This is a genomic window from Glutamicibacter sp. NPDC087673 (assembly GCF_044743255.1).
Classification (GTDB): Bacteria; Actinomycetota; Actinomycetes; order Actinomycetales; family Micrococcaceae; genus Glutamicibacter.
Genome location: NZ_JBIUWB010000004.1, coordinates 427,181 through 444,817 on the forward strand (window position 1 = coordinate 427,181; position 17,637 = coordinate 444,817).

The window sequence follows — 17,637 nt, forward strand, 5'->3', positions numbered from 1 at the left end:
GCGGTTTGCCTTCGGTCCTCTAGGCCGGGCGCGCTACCTTCAGCACGCGGAAGGCCTTGGCGGTCGCTTCGCGGGTGATCTTCCACTCCGAGGGAAGCTGCTCAACCAGCCACTTCTGCAACGAGTCACTGCCAAGGTTCTTCTGCACCACCATCCAGGCCTCGCCGCCCGGCGCCAAACGCGGCAACCACAGCATCAGCAGCTCATGCAGGGCATCCTTGCCGATGCGAATGGGCGGGTTGGACCAGATGGTGTCGAATTCCAGGTTCGGATCCACGGATTCAGGAGTGCCGACAACAACGTTGGACAAGCCCAACGCCGTGGCGTTCAAGCGGGCCAGATCGATGGAACGCTCATTGACGTCGACGCCGTAGACCTCGGACTGCGGGGACTGCTCGGCAGCGGCCAAGGTGATGGGCCCCCAGCCGCACCCGATATCCAGGATGCGTCCGCGAGGGGCCGGCACGTACTGCAGCAATACCGCTGTGCCCTTATCCAGCCCGGCAGGGGAGAAAATGCCGGAGGCCGTCTGCGCTTTGCGCAGCGAGCCATTGAGCTCGACTTCGATGGTGCGACGTTCGTCTGCCGAGGCCGGGCTGGCGGTGAAGTAGTGATCCGAGGTCATAGGCAAAGTTTATCGCCCAGTACGGTTACCCCAAAGAACAGGGTCTCCAACGTGAGCAAAGCGATATAGGCACGACACGATATCACTGATAGAGTTTTCCCTATGACTTTCATTTTCGTCTAATACGTAATCCTCTTGGTTACCCGCGATTCCACGAGCTGGCCGTGCACTTCTTGCGCGCCCACCTGCATGAATCAGCAGACAGCAAAGTCATTTCCCCTTCTTGGCAGTTCTTCTTTTTGGAACCCCGCATTCGCCTTTGCTCACCGGTAACCATGCATTCACCTGTCTGCTCATAGACCTTTACTCCTTGCAAAGGACCACGAATGTTTGATGAACCAACCGAAACTGAACGCGCCACGTCGCAAAGTGGGGCCCACCCGCACTATTCTGGAAAGCGAAGTACTTCTAAGGAGACCATGACTAACTCCGAGTCACACGAGCACGATTCGGCATCTATGGATGATGCCCAGATCCAGGCCGCCATCGATCGAATCCTCGCAGCCGACGATGCGCAGAGCCCGCAGGTCCAGCACTTCGGCGAAGAAGAGAGTTCCATCTTCGCCGGGCAAGCCTCTGCACTGAACCGTTTTTCCTCCGGCCTCACCCATTTCGACGGGGACCAGGAAGATTTGGACGACCGCCGTGCGCTGCGCCGCGTCGCAGGCCTGTCCACGGAACTGGAAGACGTCACCGAAGTCGAGTACCGCCAGCTGCGCCTGGAACGCGTCGTGCTGGCTGGCATCTGGAGCGACGGCACCGTCACCGACGCCGAGAATTCCCTGCGTGAGCTCGCCGCTTTGGCAGAGACCGCCGGCTCGGAGGTCCTGGACGGGCTGGTGCAGCGCCGCAGCAAGCCGGACCCATCGACTTTCCTCGGCTCGGGCAAGGCTGAAGAGCTGCGCGGAATTGTTGCTTCCACTGGCGCCGATACCGTGGTTGTCGATGCAGAGCTGGCTCCTTCGCAGCGTCGCGCCTTGGAGGATATCGTCAAGGTCAAGGTGATCGACCGCACCAGCCTGATCCTGGATATCTTTGCGCAGCATGCCCAGTCGCGAGAGGGCAAGGCGCAGGTTGAACTGGCCCAGCTCGAATACCTGCTGCCGCGCCTTCGCGGTTGGGGAGAATCGATGTCCCGCCAGGCCGGTGGCCGCGTGGGTGCCGCCGGTGGCGGTATCGGTTCGCGTGGACCGGGTGAAACCAAGATTGAAATGGACCGCCGCCGCATTCGCGACCGCATGGCGAAGCTGCGCCGCGAGATCAAGGCCATGAAGCCTGCGCGCGAAGCCAAGCGTGCCAACCGCAAGCGCAATGAGGTTCCGGCCGTAGCCATTGCCGGCTACACCAACGCTGGCAAGTCATCGCTGCTTAACCGACTGACCAACGCCGGTGTGCTGGTGGAGAACGCGCTGTTCGCTACCCTGGACCCGACCGTTCGCCAGTCGGCGACCGAAGACGGGCTGACCTACACCCTGGCCGATACCGTGGGATTCGTTTCCAACCTTCCGACCCAGCTGGTGGAAGCCTTCCGTTCCACTTTGGAGGAAATCGCCGATTCGGATCTCATCCTGCACGTCGTTGACGGGTCCCATCCGGATCCCGAAGGGCAGATCCAGGCCGTGCGCACCGTGCTCGGCGAAGTCGACGCGTTGAACATCCCAGAGATCATCGTGGTGAATAAGGCTGATGTGGCTGATCCGTTCGTTATCGAACGCATCCGCAACAAGGAATCCAACACTGTGGTTGTCTCTGCGCATACCGGTGAAGGCATCCAGGAGCTGCTGGAAAAGATCAGTTCCTCGATTCCACGCCCCGGAGTCCAGCTTGAGGTACTCATTCCCTACAACCGGGGGGATTTGATCGCCAAGCTGCACCAGAGCGAATCCGAGATCCTGGAAAGCGAACACCTGGAGGAGGGCACCCGGCTGATCGTCAAGGTGCGCGATTCCTTTGCTGCAGAGTTGGAGACCTTCAACCTTCATGGATAAGCAAGAGCAGGCCCTGGGGCTCCTGGAGGCCGCGGTCACTTCCATGGGCGGCGCCATGCGCACCGGCCAGCAGGAAATGGTCAAGCACGTGGTCAGCGCGTTGGAAGACGAAAAGCATTTGCTGGTGCAGGCCGGTACCGGAACGGGCAAGTCCATGGGCTACCTGATTCCGGCACTGGCCCACGCGCAAACCAGCGCCAAGCCAGTGATCGTCTCCACCGCGACATTGGCGCTGCAATCGCAGATTGTCGGCCGTGACGTACCGCGATTACTCGACTCGCTCAAGGGCAAGCTCTCGCGCCCGATGGATGTCGCGCTGCTCAAGGGGCGCTCGAACTACCTGTGCCAGTACAAGCTCGGCGGCGGATACCCGGATGACGAAGGCACTCTTTTTTCCATGGACGAGCCGGCAATACCTGCCGGCACCACTTACTCGCCGCTGGCTAGCGAAGTAATGAAACTGCGTGAATGGGCCGAAGAGACCGACACGGGTGACCGCGATGAACTGGTGCCCGGGGTTAGTGACAAGGCTTGGAAGCAGGTCTCGGTTTCGGCCATGGAGTGCCTCGGCTCGCAGAAGTGCCCGATGGCGGACGAATGCTTCTCGGAAATGGCGCGTGCACGTGCCGCCGAGTCCGACGTGGTCATTACGAACCATGCGTTGCTGGCGGTTTCGGCCTTCGAGGGGCTTTCGGTTCTCCCGGACTTCGAAGTCGCGATCATCGATGAGGCCCACGAACTGCAAGATCGCGTGACCAGCTCGGTTTCGGGCGCGCTCTCCTCGCGCATGGTGCTTACCGCCGCTGGCGGTGCCAAGCGCCATTGCGGTATCAATGCGGATGAGATGGTCAAGGCCGCAAACCGCCTGGAAAAGTCGTTGACCGGGTTGCCGACAGGCTTGCTGGAACATGGTCTGCGCGAAGACATGGGCATTGCCCTGAACGACATCGTGGAGCAGGCCCGGCTGGCTCTGGCGCTGTCCAAGCCCGAAGCCAATGCACCGGCCGATGGCGGCCGCCAGACTGCCCGCTCCCAGCTGCAGGCAGTGATGGATGATGCGATTCGCATGCTCGAATCCGAAGAACGCCGCGAGGTCCTGTACACCACCCGTCCGCGGGAGTTTGTCGAAGGCCGGGGCTACGTCGAGGCCGATGAGAGCCAGCCTGCAACCTTGAACGTGGCACCGTTGTCGGTGGCCGGCAAGTTGCGCGAGGGCCTCTTCGACGGGCGCACGGTCGTATTGACCAGCGCCACCTTGGCCATTGGCTCGCAGTTCGACTCGGTAGCAGGCTCCTTGGGCCTGATGGGCGCCGGCGCTCCATCATGGACCGGCGTAGATGTTGGCAGCCCTTTCGATTACCCCAAGCAGGGCATCCTCTACGTGGCCAAGCACCTGCCCAAGCCAGGACGCCAACTGGCGGCGGAGACGCTGGATGAGATCGAAGATCTCATCAAGGCCTCCGGTGGCGGCGCCTTGGCGCTGTTCACTTCCAAGCGTTCCGCCGAGGAAGCGGCAAGCATCTTGCGCGAGCGCCTGGACGTGGAAATCTTGTGCCAGGGTGAAGCCAGCATGAAGTCGCTGGTCGAACAGTTCAGCAGCGAACGCGACACCTGCCTGTTTGGAACTATGACCTTGTGGCAGGGCGTGGACGTGCCAGGCGATTCTTGCCGGCTGGTCATCATCGACAAGATTCCTTTCCCGCGCCCGGATGATCCTATCTCCAAGGCCCGTTCCGAGGACGTGGCCAAGCATGGCGGAAATGGCTTCATGCAGGTTGCCGCCACCCATGCGGCGATTCGCCTGGCCCAGGGTGCTGGGCGCTTGATTCGTTCGGTCGGGGATAAGGGCGTTGTGGCGATCCTTGATTCGCGCATGGCCACGGCGCGGTACGGCAGCTTCTTGAAAGCTACCCTGCCGCCGATGTGGCCGACTGTCGATAAGAAGGTCATCACTGGTGTTCTCAAGCGATTGAACCCGGGCGGGAAATAGCCGCGGCCAGAATATGAACTTGAGCTGTCCTTCGGGACAGCTCAAGTTCTTTAACCGGTACCAGCATGATGCTTCCAGACGCACTAAGGTCTGTGACAAGAACTGATGAAGCTCGAATCGGAAGGCACCATGGAGTCCATGCAGGAATTGGCGCACCAAGCCGCGATCGACACCCACCAGCGGTTCGGGCATCGCCTCATGGGGTTGCCCGGAACGTGGATTGGACAGAGCTACAGCAAAGCGCATCGGTTGCGCGACGGAAGCATGCTCAGCAATCTCAATGGTTTCGCGCACCCGCTTGCGGAGTGGAACTATTGGTGGCAGGCGCACTATCTGGATGCCATCATCGATGAGGGCCGATCGTACTGGGACGAAGGCAACGAACACCGGGCGCGCGAAGCGCTTGCCCGGGCCAACGGCCTATTGCGCGGCATTCGAATTCGAAACTTCGGGATCTTGCCCAACTACTTCTTCGACGACATGGCTTGGCTTGCCCTGGCCAGCGGCCGCCTGTCAGAGTTCACGCAGCTGGCGACGGGACACAGGAGCCGTCCTGCCGAGGCGGCAGTTCGGACGCTGGGACGGCAGCTCCATGCCGGCATGGATGGGGTGCTGGACGGCGGCCTGTACTGGTCCAGAAAGCGGGATTTCAAGAACACGCCAGCCAACGCGCCGGCGGCACTGTTCTTTGCCCGTACCGGGGAGAAAGAGACCGCGCGAGAGCTTCTCCAGTGGCTGGAAAAGAATCTGTTCAGCGTGGAGCGAGGACTGTATCTGGACGGACTTCGGTTGACCACGCAGGGACACGCCGTGGAACCATCGGTCTACACCTATAACCAGGGCCTGGTGCTCGGGGCATTGCTTGAGCTTGGCGAGCCTGCTGATCTGGCTCACGCTAAAGTACTGATCGATGCCACCACGAAATCGCTGTCAACTGCTGCCGGGGTCCTCTCGTTCAACAGCGGGGGAGACGGCAACCTGTTCGCGGGGATACTCTGCCGATATCTGGCCCTCGCCGGTAATGATGTCCGCTTGGAAGCCCGGAGCCGGGAGCAGGCCAGGAGGCTGGTCATGGCAACGGCGCGCCATCTGGCTGACCAGGAACCACGCCGGCTTTCGGCGGCAATCCAACGCTGGATGATCTTCTCGGCGGCCGCTCAATTCGAGTTGAACGCCGGCCAATAGCGGGTTAAACGAGAATTGCGCTGGTGCCAAGCACCAGCGCAATGACCGTACGTATTCTAGAGCGAGCGCATCACCGAGACGACGCGTCCCATGATCGTTGCGGCATCACCCAAAATTGGTTCGTAGCGCGAGTTCTGCGGAAGCAGCCAGGTATGCCCGTCACGCTGCCGGAAAGTCTTTACCGTGGCTTCTTCATCGAGCAGGGCAGCTACGATGTCGCCGTTGTCCGCCGTCTGCTGGCGGCGGACAACTACCCAGTCGCCATCGCAAATCGCAGCGTCAACCATTGAATCGCCGGAAACCTTGAGCATGAACAGTTCGCCGTGGCCTACGAGCTGACGAGGCAACGAGAAAACATCTTCGACGGACTGTTCGGCAAGGATCGGACCGCCGGCAGCGATACGGCCAACCAGGGGAACCATGGTGGTGTCAGCGGAAGTGCTCAATTCAATGATCTTGGCGTCTTCGCTGGCATCTGGCTCGACCGGCTTCGAAACTTCGGCCTTCTCGGCGTCTTCGGCCAGCTGCAGAGGCAGCAGGATTTCCATTGCGCGCGGACGGCGTGGATCTCGACGGATATAGCCGAGCTTTTCCAGCTGGCTCAGCTGGTGGGTGACGCTCGAAAGGCTCTTGAGCCCTACTGCGTCACCAATCTCACGCATCGATGGTGGATAACCGTTCTTGCCGATTGACCGCTGGATCGTCTCCAGGATCTTCTTTTGGCGAATCGTCAGCGAACGTGCATTCGATCGGGGAGTGCGTTGTGAAGCTGACATGAGATTTTGCCTTCCCTAGCAATCATTCGAAAGTTCGTAAGTCCAAACTGTCGGCGCTAGATGGTGAGATGTTTTCATTGCTCGTCTACTTCGAAATCTTAGTAGATAAGCGAGCTTCTTTCAAAGATTTGTTCGAAAACTTCTGGACAAGTTCCGCAAACCTCTGTTAGAACAGATATACGAGGTTCGAACAAGTTTTCGAATCTACGCTTTCGAATACAAATTCGCATCACTTGAATTTCTTGAGGAGACAAAGTCATGGCAACCGTCGCACTTGACTCAAATCAGACCCAGGCACCACTGAAGATCCGCATCAACCGTCGCGGATGGGCCGTGCTTGTGGGTATGCCCATTTTCGCACTCACCATCGCCGCAGCTTTCTTCATCTCCATGTTTGCCTCTGACGCGCATGCCGCAGCCGATACTCCTGTTGGAGTCGGAACCGTTGATGTCACCGTTATTCCAGGGGATACGCTGTGGAGCCTGGCCCGGGATTACGCCACCGGTTACGACGTGACCTCGGCAGTGGGCCACATCGCCGAACTCAATGCCCTGACCGGCAGCGAAATCCAGGTTGGCGAAACCTTGTCGATTCCGGTCCTTGCCGGCTAGCTTCCCCAGCCTGCTTAGAGTTTGTTACCTGTGGCCGTAGCGGATTCACCGGCAGGCGCGCTGCGCACGTAGACTTGATGCGTGAATGACCGCAGTGAACTTTTGAGTCAGCTGCCCTTGCGTGAGAATCTCCGCGGGCTATCCCCTTATGGCGCACCACAAATTGACGTGCCCATCCAGCTGAACGTCAACGAGAACACCCATCCGTTGCCACCGACAGTCGTCGATGCCATTGCACAAGAGGTGGCCAAGGCGGCGGCAATGTTGAACCGGTATCCGGACCGCGAGTTCACCGAGCTTCGCGAACTCCTAGCCGATTACCTCGGCCACTCGCTCACCAAGGACAATATCTGGGCCGCTAACGGTTCCAATGAAATCCTGCAGCAAATCCTGCAAGCCTTTGGCGGCCCCGGCCGTGCCGTGATGAGCTTCGGCCCAACCTACTCCATGTACCCGCTGCTTGCCAGTGGTACTGACACGAAATATATCGCCGGTGAACGCGCCGCAGATTTCACGTTGTCCGCCGATTCCGCAGCCGCACAGGTTCGCGAGCACAAGCCGAACATCGTTTTCCTCTGCTCTCCGAATAACCCCACCGGCACGGCCCTTGGCCTGGACGTCATCACCGCGGTATATGAAGCCATGAGCGAGCATAACGGCATGGTGATCGTGGATGAGGCGTACGCCGAGTTCTCCTTGGCCAGCACCACCTCGGGGCTGAGCCTGCTCGAAGGCCGCCAGCGGCTGATTGTCTCGCGCACCATGTCCAAGGCTTTCGGCCTGGCCGGTGCGCGCGTAGGCTACCTGGCCGCTGCGCCAGAAGTCACCGATGCCATCCGCTTGGTGCGACTGCCGTACCACCTGTCGGCAGTGACCCAGGCAACCGCCATCGCGGCCTTGAAGAACATCGAGTTGCTGTTGGCCCAGGTCGAGGACATCAAGTCCCAGCGGGACCGCATCGTCGCGCGCCTGAAGGAACTTGGCCTCAAGCCATCGGTCTCCGACTCCAACTTCGTCTTCTTCGGTGGCGTCGAAGACCCCCACAAGATTTGGGAAGGCCTGTTGGAAGCCGGCATCATCATCCGCGACAATGGAATCCCGGGAACCTTGCGTGTTACGGCAGGAACCGAATCGGAAACCACAGCCTTCTTGGAACGACTTGCCGAACTGCTCGGCTCGCAGAAGTAATCAAAGACAAGCGAAGGAAGACATGTCTGCCGAATTGATTGGCGCACGTCGCGCCCGCATGGAACGCGTGACCAGCGAATCGTCCGTATTCGTTGAACTGGACCTCGATGGCACCGGTGTCTCTGAGATCAGCACCTCGGTGCCGTTCTACGACCACATGCTGACTGCGCTATCCAAGCATTCGCTCATCGATCTCACCGTGCGTGCCACCGGCGATACCCACATCGACGTTCACCACACCGTCGAGGACACCGCGATCACCATTGGCGAAGTACTGCGCGTGGCACTGGGCAACAAGGCCGGCATCCGCCGCTTCGGCACCTCCTACGCTCCACTGGACGAAGCCCTGTCCCGTTCGGTAGTCGATGTGTCGGGCCGGCCATACCTCGTGCACTCCGGCGAGCCTGCGGGCCAGGAATACCACCTGATCGGTGGTCACTTCACCGGTTCGATGACCCGTCACGTCTTCGAAGCCATCACTTTCCACGCACAGATCTGTGCTCACATCGAGGTGCTCTCGGGTCGCGACCCGCACCACATCGTTGAAGCGCAGTTCAAGTCCTTCGCGCGCGCATTGCGCGAAGCGGTAGAGCGCGATGAGCGCATGGGCGACAAGATCCCATCCACGAAGGGTGCACTGTAAGTGGAAAAGAAAACAGTAGTTGTCCTGGATTATGGTTCCGGCAACGTCCGCTCCGCTGTGCGCGCTTTGGAAGCCGCCGGCGCCGAAGTGGAACTGACCGCAGATCCGAAGAAGATCGTGGCCGCCGACGGCCTGGTAGTCCCCGGTGTTGGCGCCTACGCCTCGGTCATGGAGCAGCTGGCCAAAACCGGTTCCCTGCGCTGGATCGGTCGCCGCATTGCCGGGGGCCTGCCGGTTTTGGGTATCTGCGTGGGACACCAGGTCTTCTTTGAAGAAGGCGTGGAACACGGTGTGAAAACCGAAGGCATTGGCGAATGGCCGGGCAAGGTTGAACGCCTGCAGTCAGATGTCATCCCGCACATGGGCTGGAACACGGTACGCCCGCCGGAGGGATCCAAGCTGTTCGCCGGCATCGAGGGTGAACGATTCTACTTCGTGCACTCCTACGCTGTTCAGAAGTGGGAATTCGACGTAACGCAGCCAGCGATGACCCCGCCACAGGTGACCTGGTCGACGCACGGAACGCCCTTCGTGGCCGCCGTCGAGAACGGCCCGCTATCGGCAGTGCAGTTCCACCCGGAGAAGTCCGGGGACGCTGGCGCGCAGCTGCTTCGCAATTGGTTGGGGACGCTCTAGGCATGTGGACCCTTATTCTGGGCGTTGTCGGGGCCTTCCTGATTGGCGGAGCCATTTCGATGAAGAGCCAGAAGGCCCATATCTCATGGATCATCGCGCTGTGGGTACTTGCAGGCCTGAGCCTGATCGCAGCCTGGTCCTTGACCTACTAATCACATTACTTCTTCACTAAGGACGTCATGAGCGAGCAACCAATCCTCGAACTTTTGCCTGCAGTAGATATCGCTGGCGGACAGGCAGTGCGCCTGGTCCAGGGCGAAGCCGGTTCCGAGACCGGATACGGCGACCCGCTGGAAGCTGCGCTCTCCTGGCAGAATGCCGGCGCTGAATGGCTGCACCTGGTCGACCTGGACGCAGCCTTTGACCGTGGCAGCAATGTTGAGATTGTCCAGCGCATTGCCAAGGAACTGGATATCAAGGTCGAGCTCTCCGGCGGTATCCGCGATGACGCTTCACTTGACCGGGCCCTGGAATTCGGTGCTACCCGCGTCAACCTCGGAACCGCCGCGCTGGAGAACCCGGAATGGACCAAGCAGGCCATTGTCCGCCACGGTGACAAGATCGCCGTGGGCATGGACGTGCGCGGAACCACCTTGTCCGGCCACGGCTGGACCAAGGACGGAGGCGACCTGTGGGATGTTCTGGCCCGCCTCGAAGATGCCGGATGCGCCCGTTACGTCGTCACCGACGTGACCAAGGACGGCACCCTGCGCGGACCGAACGTTGAATTATTGCGCGAAATCGCTGCCAAGACCAGCAAGCCGATTGTCGCCTCGGGCGGCATCTCCTCGCTCGAAGACCTCCGGGTCTTGCGCGAGCTGGTTCCAGAAGGCATCGAAGGAGCCATCATGGGCAAGGCGCTGTACTCGGGCCAATTCACCTTGCAAGAAGCGCTCGATGTAGCAGGTCGCCGCTAGGCCCCATGCTGCAGCAGGGAAAGACGATTCAGAAGCTCGCGCTTTTGAATCGTCTTTTTTTATTCGTGAAAGCGGATCCCGGTCTTTCCCTCCTCGGGCCCGCGACTGCGCGCAGGTGCTGGGAAAGAAATCTGAAATCATCGGATAGGGGTGTCCAAGCTCATGACTGCAGTTTTGAAACTTCCCTCCAACAACCCCGAAACCACCGATAGCATGGAGCTATGAGTACCGAGCAACCTGAATCTGCACCCAAACGCCACCTGCCGGGACATATTGTCGCTGCACTGGCGCAGGCAGGCTCTAGCACCGACTCTGCCGGTCAGGACTGGGAAGGCCGGGACCTGAGCGGTGAAGGCAACCCCCTGCATAATTTCGACAAGGACGACGGCAAGGCCGACGCCAACGTCGTTGCCGCACTGGCGGCCTTGCGCGATGGCAGCGCAGGGGAGGGCGAGGTGCATAAATCCTTGTCCGAGGCACGCGTTTTCGTTGCGGTGGTAGCCCAGCTCGGCGAAGAAGCCATGACGGAACACGGCTTCGCATCCGACAAGGAAGCCGATATGGCGCTGGTGAAAATCAAGGCTCCAGATGGCCGCATGGCCCTGCCGATCTTCACGACCGTCGAACGATTGCAGGCTTGGCACAAGGAAGCTCGACCAGTGGCGGTTTACGCCCCGCGGGCGGCCCTCTCGGCAGTCAGCGAGGAATGCCAGCTGCTGGTACTCGATCCCGGAAGCGAATTCACCTTCGTGCTTCGACGACCGGGGGTCTGGAACCTGGCCAAGCAGATCGACTGGATTCCGAGTTATCAGAACCAGCAGATCGCCAACCTGGTGCAGGATGCAACCGAAGGCTTTGGCCAGTTGCAGACCGTCAAGGTTGCCCCGGGCAGGGGAGTCGGCTCACGCAGCAAGGACGGGCAAGTGGTCCTTGGCGGAGGTCCCGGACCGGAACTGAACTTGCAGTTTGTTTTTGCTCCCGGAACGAGCGAGAACGACGCTCGCGAGACGACTCGCGCAATCCACGGACGTTTGTCCCAAAACACCGAATTCGCTGAAGCAGTGGATTCCCTCGAACTCAGTTTGCACAGCGCGCCGAACTAAACCGGCGGGCTCTTTTCGACCAGACAAGGAACTTTCCGGGCATGAAAAGCTATTGGCAGATTTTGCGTCAACCGCAGATCTCACTTTTGTTGCTGATTGGCATGATTGCCCGACTTCCGCACTCCGCATTGAGCATGCTGCTGCTCCTGCATCTGGTGAACAACCTCGGCCAATCCTGGGTTTCGGCCGGTCTGGTCACGGCCGTCATGACCTTGGGCATCGCCATTGGCGCCCCGTGGCGCGGTGCCCGCGTAGATGTCTGGGGATTGCGCCGCGCGATGATCCCATCGGTGATCGTCGAAACACTCGTCTGGTGCACGGTGCCGCATGTTCCACTGGTCTGGGTGTACCCGCTGGCCTTCATCGGCGGACTCTTCGCGCTACCGGTCTTCTCAGTGGTGCGTACCGCGCTGGGCATCATGACCACCGGCGAACAACGCCGTACCGCCTTCGCCTTGGATGCCACCGCCACCGAACTGGTGTTCATCGTCGGACCTGCAAGCGCCGGCATTGTCGCCACCCAGATCAGCAGCGTCATTGGATTGAGCGTCATCGGCGTGACCTCGACGGTTGCCGGGTTGGCGCTGATGATCCTGAATCCGCCAACGCGCAGCGATGATCCCAAGGCGATCGCCTCGCGGGCCAACGTGCACGAGGAACGCTTGGGGGCGGAGGCCAGCTTCATTGCGGCCGCGCCGATGGGTGTACCCGAAGTCGAGGGCGAGCTGATCGCAGCCGGCATGAAGTCTGCCCGCGCCCGCATCAAGCAGCGTGGCCGCAACTTCAAGAACCGTTTCAACTGGGTCAGCGCTTCGGTCCTGGCAGTATTCATTGCCGCGGCCGGAGCAGGCATGCTGCTCACCGGCACAGAAGTGGCCATCGTGGCCGAATTGGACGCGTCGGCGCAGAGCCACCAGCTGGGTCTGGTGTTCTTCTTCTGGTGCGGAGCTTCGCTGGTCGGCGGCCTGATCTACGGGTCGATGAAGCGGGTTATTTCTCCACTGGTGCTGCTGCTGAGCATGGCCGTGCTGACGATCCCCATGTACTTCGCGTGGGATACCTGGTCATTGGCGCTGTTCTCCGCACTCCCCGGCTTCCTGTGCGCGCCGACGCTGTCGGCGGCCTCTGAGTGGCTCACCGACTTGGTGGCCGAAAAGCGTCGCGGCGAAGCCATGGGCTGGTATGGCTCCGCGATGACCGCTGGCACCGCGTTGGGATCGCCGATCACCGGCATATTCGTCGACAACCTCGGACCCGCCCCGGCCTTCCTTGGCATCGGCGCCATGGCTGCAGTGGTCGTGGTGATTGCCTTGATTGCGCAGCAGATCCGCCGCCGCGTTCGCCGCGCCCGCCGCCGTCGCCTGGAAACGATCGCCTAGGCTCTTGGAGCTGCCCTGAGCCGCGAGTACATGTACATGTCCCTGCGTGCGGTGCCCACCTGTTCCCAGCTGCGCAGCAAGCCTTCACGCTGGAAGCCGCACGCTTCAGCGGCCCGCCACGACCCCTCGTTCCACGGCTCCACGTAGAGCTCGATCCGGTCGATTCCCGGATGCTCCAATGCCCAGGCGCCGAGCGCTGCCAACGCGTGCTTGGCAATGCCGCGCCTGCGGTGCTCCGGTGCGATCCAGTACCCGATGCTGGCCCTGCCGTGGTCGGCATTGCGCAGCCACAAGCCGATTTGCCCAACGGCACGATCCGTGGCCGTTTCGGCTATGGCAAATGAATACCCGCTGCCCTCGGCCACCCGGCGGTGCTGGCGCTCGATGAATGCCGCATAGCCGGCTTCAGTTCCTTGCGCCGGGACCGTGGTGATTTGCGTAATGTAGGGGTCCGTGGAGGCCTGCCTCACGGCAGGAATGTCGCTGGGCTGGAAGGGGCGGAGCCGGAAAGCACCGGCGTCGATCACTGGTTGTTCGAGCATCTGCATGATTCCAACCTAGCTTGGTGATCCAAACAACAAATGGACCCGTTTCCCTGGGGAAACGAGTCCATGATGTTAATCTCTTAAAATTCAGCCAATATTACCTAGTTGACCGGTCCGGTGAACTTCTCGCCCGGGCCCTTGCCTGGTGCATCCGGGATGATTGAAGCTTCGCGGAAGGCCAGCTGCAGGCTGCGCAGGCCGTCACGCAAAGGCGCTGCGTGCTGCGAGCCGATCTCGGGCGCACCGGCGGTGACTAGGCCTGCCAGTGCGGTGATCAGCTTGCGGGCCTCATCGAGATCCTTCAGCTCATTGGCATCTTCGCCCTCTGCAAGTCCGCACTTGACTGCTGCTGCACTCATCAGGTGGACGGCGGCCGTGGTGATGATTTCAACGGCTGCAACTTCTGCGATATCGCGCACCTGCTGGTCGACAGCGTGCTGGTGCGAGTTGGTGTCTTCGTTAGTCATACTGCTAAGCTTGTCACAGACCGACTCGATGCCGGTACTTCTCGCAGTTCTCCAGCTAGCACTGGATGAGGGATTCGTACTAGTATTGAGCCATGCAAGTGGAGGCCAACTCCCACCCGCTGTCGCCGTTTCCAGGCTTCCGGGTATTTCGGCAGGATTGCAGCAATGCATTCCCCAAGCGCTTACGCAGGAGCAATCCCGTGTTCGGCTTTGTCGTTCTTTTTGGCCTTCGCCTGCAATCGCAGACGGGGGCCTTCTTTGTTTGCGGTCATGGATTACGAATTTCAGGAGTGACACATCAGCGATCCACGCATTAATGAGCGCATTCGCGTGCCAGAGGTACGTCTCGTCGGCCCTAATGGCGAGCAGGTAGGCATCGTCCGTATCGAGGACGCGCTTCGTCTTGCTCTCGAGTCCGATCTGGACTTGGTCGAGGTGGCACCCAGCGCCAAGCCTCCAGTGTGCAAATTGATGGATTTCGGCAAGTACAAGTACGAAGCCGCTGTCAAGGCTCGCGAAGCTCGTAAGAACCAGACCAACACGGTCTTGAAGGAAGTCCGCTTCCGCCTGAAGATCGACACCCACGACTACGAGACCAAGGTCGGCCACGCACTGCGCTTCCTGGGCGCCGGCGACAAGGTCAAGGCCATGATCCAGTTCCGTGGTCGTGAGCAGCAGCGTCCAGAGATGGGCATTCGCTTGCTTGAAAAGTTTGCAGCAGACGTCGCCGAAGTTGGAATCATTGAATCCAGCCCGCGCATCGATGGCCGAAACATGGTCATGGTTGTTGGTCCGCTGAAGAACAAGGCAGAGGCTCGCCGCGAACAGCAGCAGAAGTCGGGTGGCCGCAGCGCGGCCAAGCGCAAGATCCGCACCGACGCGCCGGCTGAGACCGAGGGCCAGAATGTCGCAGCTTCCATGGATGATGAAGCCCGCGCCAAGTTGGAGCAGGCACGTCAGGCAGCTGAAGGCGACGCCTAGCCAAGCCTGTTGGGCTTTCGAGCCCGTCACCGTTCACGGTGAAGGATCTTCTTCCGGGAAGGTCCAACTACAAGAGAACAACAGCGGTCACCTTTATCGGGGCCCGCTTCGGATGATCCCCACCCGGTGCTTTACCGGGTGGAGCACGTAAGGAGAACGGCAGCTATGCCGAAGTTCAAGACTCACAGTGGCGCCAAGAAGCGCTTCAAGCTCACCGGTAGCGGTAAGCTCGCTCGCCAGCAGGCCAACCGTCGCCACTACCTGGAGCACAAGTCCTCGCGCGTTACCCGTCGCCTGGCTTCTGACCAGATCGTCGCTAAGGCCGATGTAAAGACCATCAAGCGGATGCTGGGCCTCTAAGCTCTCCCTTTCGCAATACGGGGAAGCAATACCCCACCACCCATAGATTTCACCCATCCCGCAAAATCGCGGGCACTGGGGAACTGACTTGAAGGAGTACACACGTGGCACGTGTGAAGCGGGCAGTAAACGCCCACAAGAAGCGTCGCGTCGTTCTGGAACGCGCAAAGGGTTACCGCGGTCAGCGTTCGCGCCTGTACCGTAAGGCCAAGGAGCAGCTGCTCCACTCGTTCGTTTACAGCTTCAACGACCGCCGTAAGCGCAAGGGCGACTTCCGCCGCCTGTGGATCCAGCGCATCAACGCTGCATCCCGCGCCAACGGCATGACCTACAACCGTCTGATCCAGGGCCTGAAGGCTGCTCAGATCGAGGTTGACCGTCGTATGCTCGCAGAGCTGGCTGTTTCGGACTCGAACGCTTTCGCTACCCTGGTAAAGCTTGCCAAGGATGCACTTCCAGCTGACGTCAACGCCCCAAAGGCTGCCGCTGCTGAGGTTGCTGCACCTAAGGCTGCCAAGGCTCCAAAGGCTGCTGCCAAGTCCGTCGAGGGCGAAGGCGTAGTCAAGGCCGTTGAAGGCGAAGACGCACCTGAGGGCTTCATCATCAAGGGCAACGCCGGCTCGAACAAGTACCACGTTCCAGGCTCGACCTGGTACGACCAGACCGAAGCCGAGTTCTGGTTCAACTCCATCGAAGCTGCCAAGGCTGCAGGCTTCGAACCAGCTGGCGGCGAATCCCGTCAGCAGATGAAGTAAATCTCTTCTCCCTTTGAGCTGAGGCTCAGGTAGGACAGATCACACCGAAGGGTGGGTCCCGCGCACAGCGCGGACCCGCCCTTTGCGTGTTTCTACCGGTATTCTCGAGACATGAGCAGTTTTCCACCAGAAGTGATGTCCAATCCACGCGCCGAACGAGTCAAGGCCATCGCGCGTCTGGCCAAGAGCAAGGGGCGCGAAGCCACCGGCGAATACCTCGTTGAGGGCCCGCAGGCGGTACGCGAAGCACTCAAGGCCCATCTGGAGGACGACAACCTGGTCCAGGGCGTCTATGTTGTCGGCGGCTTTCTGGAGAGCCACGAAGAATTCGTGCAGCTGCTCGATAGCGCCAAGGTTCCAACCCGCATCGTCACCGGCGAAGTGCTGCACGCCATGGCTGACACCCAGACCCCGCAGGGCATTCTTGCCGTGGTCGCCATGTCCCAGCCGCAGCTGAGCGAGGTGCTGGACACCAAGCCGAAGCTGATCGCCGTGCTCTGCCGCATCCAGGACCCGGGCAATGCCGGCACCATCCTGCGTGCCGCCGATGCCGCCGGAGCCGATGCGGTGATCCTGACCAAGGGCAGCGTGGATATCTACAACCCGAAGGCCGTGCGCTCCACCGCCGGCTCGCTGTTCCACGTACCGGTGCTGAACAACATCGAATTCGACCACCTGGTCGCCGCCGCGAAGACCACCGGAAGCCAGATCCTGGCCGCCGACGGCTATGCTGCCCACAACCTGGACACCCTGCAGGATGCCGCCGTGCTGCGTGCAAGCCAGCCAGGCACCGAAGCGCCAGAAGCACAGCCGGTGCTGGAAGCGCCAACCCTGTGGCTGTTCGGCAATGAAGGCCAGGGGCTGGAGGAGCACGAGAAGGACGCCGCCGACTACCGCGTGGCCGTGCCGCTCTACGGTGTTGCCGAATCCCTGAACGTGGGTACCGCATCCACCGTCTGCCTGTACGCTTCGGCCCGCGCCCAGCGCTCAGCGAATCGGAGCGCACTGGACTCCCATGGCAGCTGAACTCAAGCAAATTGTTGCCGTGGCCATCGTCGATGACCTGGCCCGGCCCACCAGGCTGCTTGCCGCGCGCCGCAACCGCCCTCAAGCCCTTGCCGGGCTCTGGGAATTCCCCGGTGGAAAAGTCGAACCCGGCGAGAGCGAAGTCCAGGCCGTGCACCGCGAGCTGCGCGAGGAACTCGGGGTGCAGATGCGTCTTGGCGCGCCCATCCCAGGCCCGCATCCCCAAGGGTGGCAGCTGAACGAGAAGGCCGCCATGCGCATGTGGTTCGCCCAGATCACCGCGGGCGAGCCAGCGACCCTGGACGGGCATGACCAGCTGGCCTGGCTGGAACTCGATGACTCGCTGTCCGCCGTCGTCCCGTGGATTCCAGCCGATGCGCCGATCGTGGCGGCATGCCTGGCCCAGGCACGTGCCGGGGCGCAGCACTAAACACCCGTAAGCTTATTACCGCGCCAACTTC

20 protein-coding genes are annotated in these 17,637 nt (G+C 60.9%); 16 read left to right on the forward strand and 4 right to left on the reverse strand.

The genetic code is table 11. The features are described from left to right. Positions 1-19: 19 nt before the first annotated feature. Positions 20-625, reverse strand: coding sequence for a class I SAM-dependent methyltransferase (locus tag ACIOTL_RS12175; RefSeq protein ID WP_400342855.1), 606 nt, complete (start codon positions 623-625; stop codon positions 20-22). 326 nt (positions 626-951) lie between these two features. Here ACIOTL_RS12175 and hflX point away from each other — a divergent pair, with 326 nt between their 5' ends. The 3 genes from hflX to ACIOTL_RS12190 all read left to right on the forward strand — a co-directional run bounded on the left by hflX (position 952) and on the right by ACIOTL_RS12190 (position 5,788). After that, positions 952-2,613, forward strand: a complete 1,662-nt coding sequence (gene hflX / locus ACIOTL_RS12180; RefSeq protein WP_388023879.1) for a GTPase HflX — start codon at positions 952-954, stop codon at positions 2,611-2,613. After that, complete coding sequence (locus tag ACIOTL_RS12185; RefSeq protein WP_105658159.1) at positions 2,606-4,603, forward strand: ATP-dependent DNA helicase; 1,998 nt, start codon at positions 2,606-2,608, stop codon at positions 4,601-4,603. The genes hflX and ACIOTL_RS12185 overlap by 8 nt, the downstream gene beginning before the upstream one ends. 105 nt (positions 4,604-4,708) lie before the next feature. Then, positions 4,709-5,788 carry a glycoside hydrolase family 76 protein gene (locus ACIOTL_RS12190; protein WP_400342857.1) on the forward strand — a complete coding sequence of 360 codons (1,080 nt, stop codon included), beginning with the start codon at positions 4,709-4,711 and terminating at the stop codon, positions 5,786-5,788. 56 nt (positions 5,789-5,844) lie between these two features. Here the strand turns inward: ACIOTL_RS12190 and lexA are convergent, their stop codons facing one another. Then, positions 5,845-6,564, reverse strand: a complete 720-nt coding sequence (lexA, locus tag ACIOTL_RS12195; RefSeq protein ID WP_105658157.1) for a transcriptional repressor LexA — start codon at positions 6,562-6,564, stop codon at positions 5,845-5,847. 258 nt (positions 6,565-6,822) lie between these two features. On the opposite strand from lexA, the gene ACIOTL_RS12200 reads away from it, so the two are divergent. From ACIOTL_RS12200 to ACIOTL_RS12235, 8 genes are all read left to right on the forward strand, one after another. Beyond that, complete coding sequence (locus tag ACIOTL_RS12200) at positions 6,823-7,176, forward strand: LysM peptidoglycan-binding domain-containing protein (protein ID WP_105658156.1); 354 nt, start codon at positions 6,823-6,825, stop codon at positions 7,174-7,176. A gap of 81 nt (positions 7,177-7,257) precedes the next feature. Next, the gene (locus ACIOTL_RS12205) at positions 7,258-8,364 is read left to right on the forward strand and encodes a histidinol-phosphate transaminase (RefSeq protein ID WP_400342858.1); all 1,107 of its coding nucleotides are present in this window, start codon (positions 7,258-7,260) and stop codon (positions 8,362-8,364) included. Positions 8,365-8,386: 22 nt separating this feature from the next. Further along, complete coding sequence (hisB, locus tag ACIOTL_RS12210; RefSeq protein ID WP_013348471.1) at positions 8,387-9,007, forward strand: imidazoleglycerol-phosphate dehydratase HisB; 621 nt, start codon at positions 8,387-8,389, stop codon at positions 9,005-9,007. Beyond that, the gene (gene hisH / locus ACIOTL_RS12215) at positions 9,008-9,643 is read left to right on the forward strand and encodes an imidazole glycerol phosphate synthase subunit HisH (protein ID WP_105658154.1); all 636 of its coding nucleotides are present in this window, start codon (positions 9,008-9,010) and stop codon (positions 9,641-9,643) included. It abuts the gene before it with no gap. Between the two features lie 2 nt (positions 9,644-9,645). Further along, positions 9,646-9,795, forward strand: coding sequence for a hypothetical protein (locus ACIOTL_RS12220; protein ID WP_400342860.1), 150 nt, complete (start codon positions 9,646-9,648; stop codon positions 9,793-9,795). A 27-nt stretch (positions 9,796-9,822) separates the two neighbouring features. Continuing rightward, complete coding sequence (priA, locus tag ACIOTL_RS12225; RefSeq protein ID WP_400342862.1) at positions 9,823-10,560, forward strand: bifunctional 1-(5-phosphoribosyl)-5-((5-phosphoribosylamino)methylideneamino)imidazole-4-carboxamide isomerase/phosphoribosylanthranilate isomerase PriA; 738 nt, start codon at positions 9,823-9,825, stop codon at positions 10,558-10,560. 221 nt (positions 10,561-10,781) lie between these two features. Next, positions 10,782-11,663, forward strand: coding sequence for an SseB family protein (locus tag ACIOTL_RS12230; protein ID WP_105658152.1), 882 nt, complete (start codon positions 10,782-10,784; stop codon positions 11,661-11,663). A 41-nt stretch (positions 11,664-11,704) separates the two neighbouring features. After that, the gene (locus ACIOTL_RS12235; RefSeq protein WP_105658151.1) at positions 11,705-13,042 is read left to right on the forward strand and encodes an MFS transporter; all 1,338 of its coding nucleotides are present in this window, start codon (positions 11,705-11,707) and stop codon (positions 13,040-13,042) included. Here ACIOTL_RS12235 and ACIOTL_RS12240 read toward each other — a convergent pair. Next, on the reverse strand, positions 13,039-13,584 hold the full coding sequence (locus tag ACIOTL_RS12240) for a GNAT family N-acetyltransferase (RefSeq protein ID WP_400342864.1): 546 nt from the start codon (positions 13,582-13,584) through the stop codon (positions 13,039-13,041). The two genes, ACIOTL_RS12235 and ACIOTL_RS12240, sit on opposite strands and share 4 nt — an antisense overlap. A gap of 104 nt (positions 13,585-13,688) precedes the next feature. Then, positions 13,689-14,054: a DUF1844 domain-containing protein gene (locus tag ACIOTL_RS12245; RefSeq protein ID WP_013348478.1), complete on the reverse strand. Its 366-nt coding sequence runs from the start codon at positions 14,052-14,054 to the stop codon at positions 13,689-13,691. A 330-nt stretch (positions 14,055-14,384) separates the two neighbouring features. Between ACIOTL_RS12245 and infC the strand changes: the two genes are divergently transcribed. The 5 genes from infC (at position 14,385) to ACIOTL_RS12270 (ending at position 17,606) form a co-directional block, all read left to right on the forward strand. Continuing rightward, on the forward strand, positions 14,385-15,035 hold the full coding sequence (gene infC, locus ACIOTL_RS12250) for a translation initiation factor IF-3 (RefSeq protein ID WP_388023856.1): 651 nt from the start codon (positions 14,385-14,387) through the stop codon (positions 15,033-15,035). 165 nt (positions 15,036-15,200) lie between these two features. Beyond that, positions 15,201-15,395: a 50S ribosomal protein L35 gene (gene rpmI / locus ACIOTL_RS12255; RefSeq protein WP_013348480.1), complete on the forward strand. Its 195-nt coding sequence runs from the start codon at positions 15,201-15,203 to the stop codon at positions 15,393-15,395. A 104-nt stretch (positions 15,396-15,499) separates the two neighbouring features. Then, the gene (gene rplT / locus ACIOTL_RS12260; RefSeq protein ID WP_105658148.1) at positions 15,500-16,150 is read left to right on the forward strand and encodes a 50S ribosomal protein L20; all 651 of its coding nucleotides are present in this window, start codon (positions 15,500-15,502) and stop codon (positions 16,148-16,150) included. Positions 16,151-16,261: 111 nt separating this feature from the next. Further along, positions 16,262-17,176, forward strand: a complete 915-nt coding sequence (locus ACIOTL_RS12265; protein ID WP_105658147.1) for an RNA methyltransferase — start codon at positions 16,262-16,264, stop codon at positions 17,174-17,176. Next, positions 17,166-17,606, forward strand: a complete 441-nt coding sequence (locus tag ACIOTL_RS12270; RefSeq protein ID WP_400342866.1) for a (deoxy)nucleoside triphosphate pyrophosphohydrolase — start codon at positions 17,166-17,168, stop codon at positions 17,604-17,606. The genes ACIOTL_RS12265 and ACIOTL_RS12270 overlap by 11 nt, the downstream gene beginning before the upstream one ends. Positions 17,607-17,637: the final 31 nt, after the last annotated feature.

Bases quoted from the DNA above. Each gene is read 5' to 3' on its own strand.
- rpmI (WP_013348480.1), top strand. From the start codon at position 15,201: ATGCCGAAGTTCAAGACTCACAGTGGCGCCAAGAAGCGCTTCAAGCTC.
- hisB (WP_013348471.1), top strand. From the start codon at position 8,387: ATGTCTGCCGAATTGATTGGCGCACGTCGCGCCCGCATGGAACGCGTG.
- hflX (WP_388023879.1), top strand. From the start codon at position 952: ATGTTTGATGAACCAACCGAAACTGAACGCGCCACGTCGCAAAGTGGG.
- ACIOTL_RS12270 (WP_400342866.1), top strand. From the start codon at position 17,166: ATGGCAGCTGAACTCAAGCAAATTGTTGCCGTGGCCATCGTCGATGAC.
- ACIOTL_RS12175 (WP_400342855.1), bottom strand. From the start codon at position 625: ATGACCTCGGATCACTACTTCACCGCCAGCCCGGCCTCGGCAGACGAA.
- lexA (WP_105658157.1), bottom strand. From the start codon at position 6,564: ATGTCAGCTTCACAACGCACTCCCCGATCGAATGCACGTTCGCTGACG.
- ACIOTL_RS12200 (WP_105658156.1), top strand. From the start codon at position 6,823: ATGGCAACCGTCGCACTTGACTCAAATCAGACCCAGGCACCACTGAAG.
- ACIOTL_RS12235 (WP_105658151.1), top strand. From the start codon at position 11,705: ATGAAAAGCTATTGGCAGATTTTGCGTCAACCGCAGATCTCACTTTTG.
- ACIOTL_RS12230 (WP_105658152.1), top strand. From the start codon at position 10,782: ATGAGTACCGAGCAACCTGAATCTGCACCCAAACGCCACCTGCCGGGA.
- priA (WP_400342862.1), top strand. From the start codon at position 9,823: ATGAGCGAGCAACCAATCCTCGAACTTTTGCCTGCAGTAGATATCGCT.
- ACIOTL_RS12265 (WP_105658147.1), top strand. From the start codon at position 16,262: ATGAGCAGTTTTCCACCAGAAGTGATGTCCAATCCACGCGCCGAACGA.
- ACIOTL_RS12245 (WP_013348478.1), bottom strand. From the start codon at position 14,054: ATGACTAACGAAGACACCAACTCGCACCAGCACGCTGTCGACCAGCAG.
- ACIOTL_RS12190 (WP_400342857.1), top strand. From the start codon at position 4,709: ATGAAGCTCGAATCGGAAGGCACCATGGAGTCCATGCAGGAATTGGCG.
- ACIOTL_RS12240 (WP_400342864.1), bottom strand. From the start codon at position 13,584: ATGCTCGAACAACCAGTGATCGACGCCGGTGCTTTCCGGCTCCGCCCC.
- ACIOTL_RS12220 (WP_400342860.1), top strand. From the start codon at position 9,646: ATGTGGACCCTTATTCTGGGCGTTGTCGGGGCCTTCCTGATTGGCGGA.
- ACIOTL_RS12185 (WP_105658159.1), top strand. From the start codon at position 2,606: ATGGATAAGCAAGAGCAGGCCCTGGGGCTCCTGGAGGCCGCGGTCACT.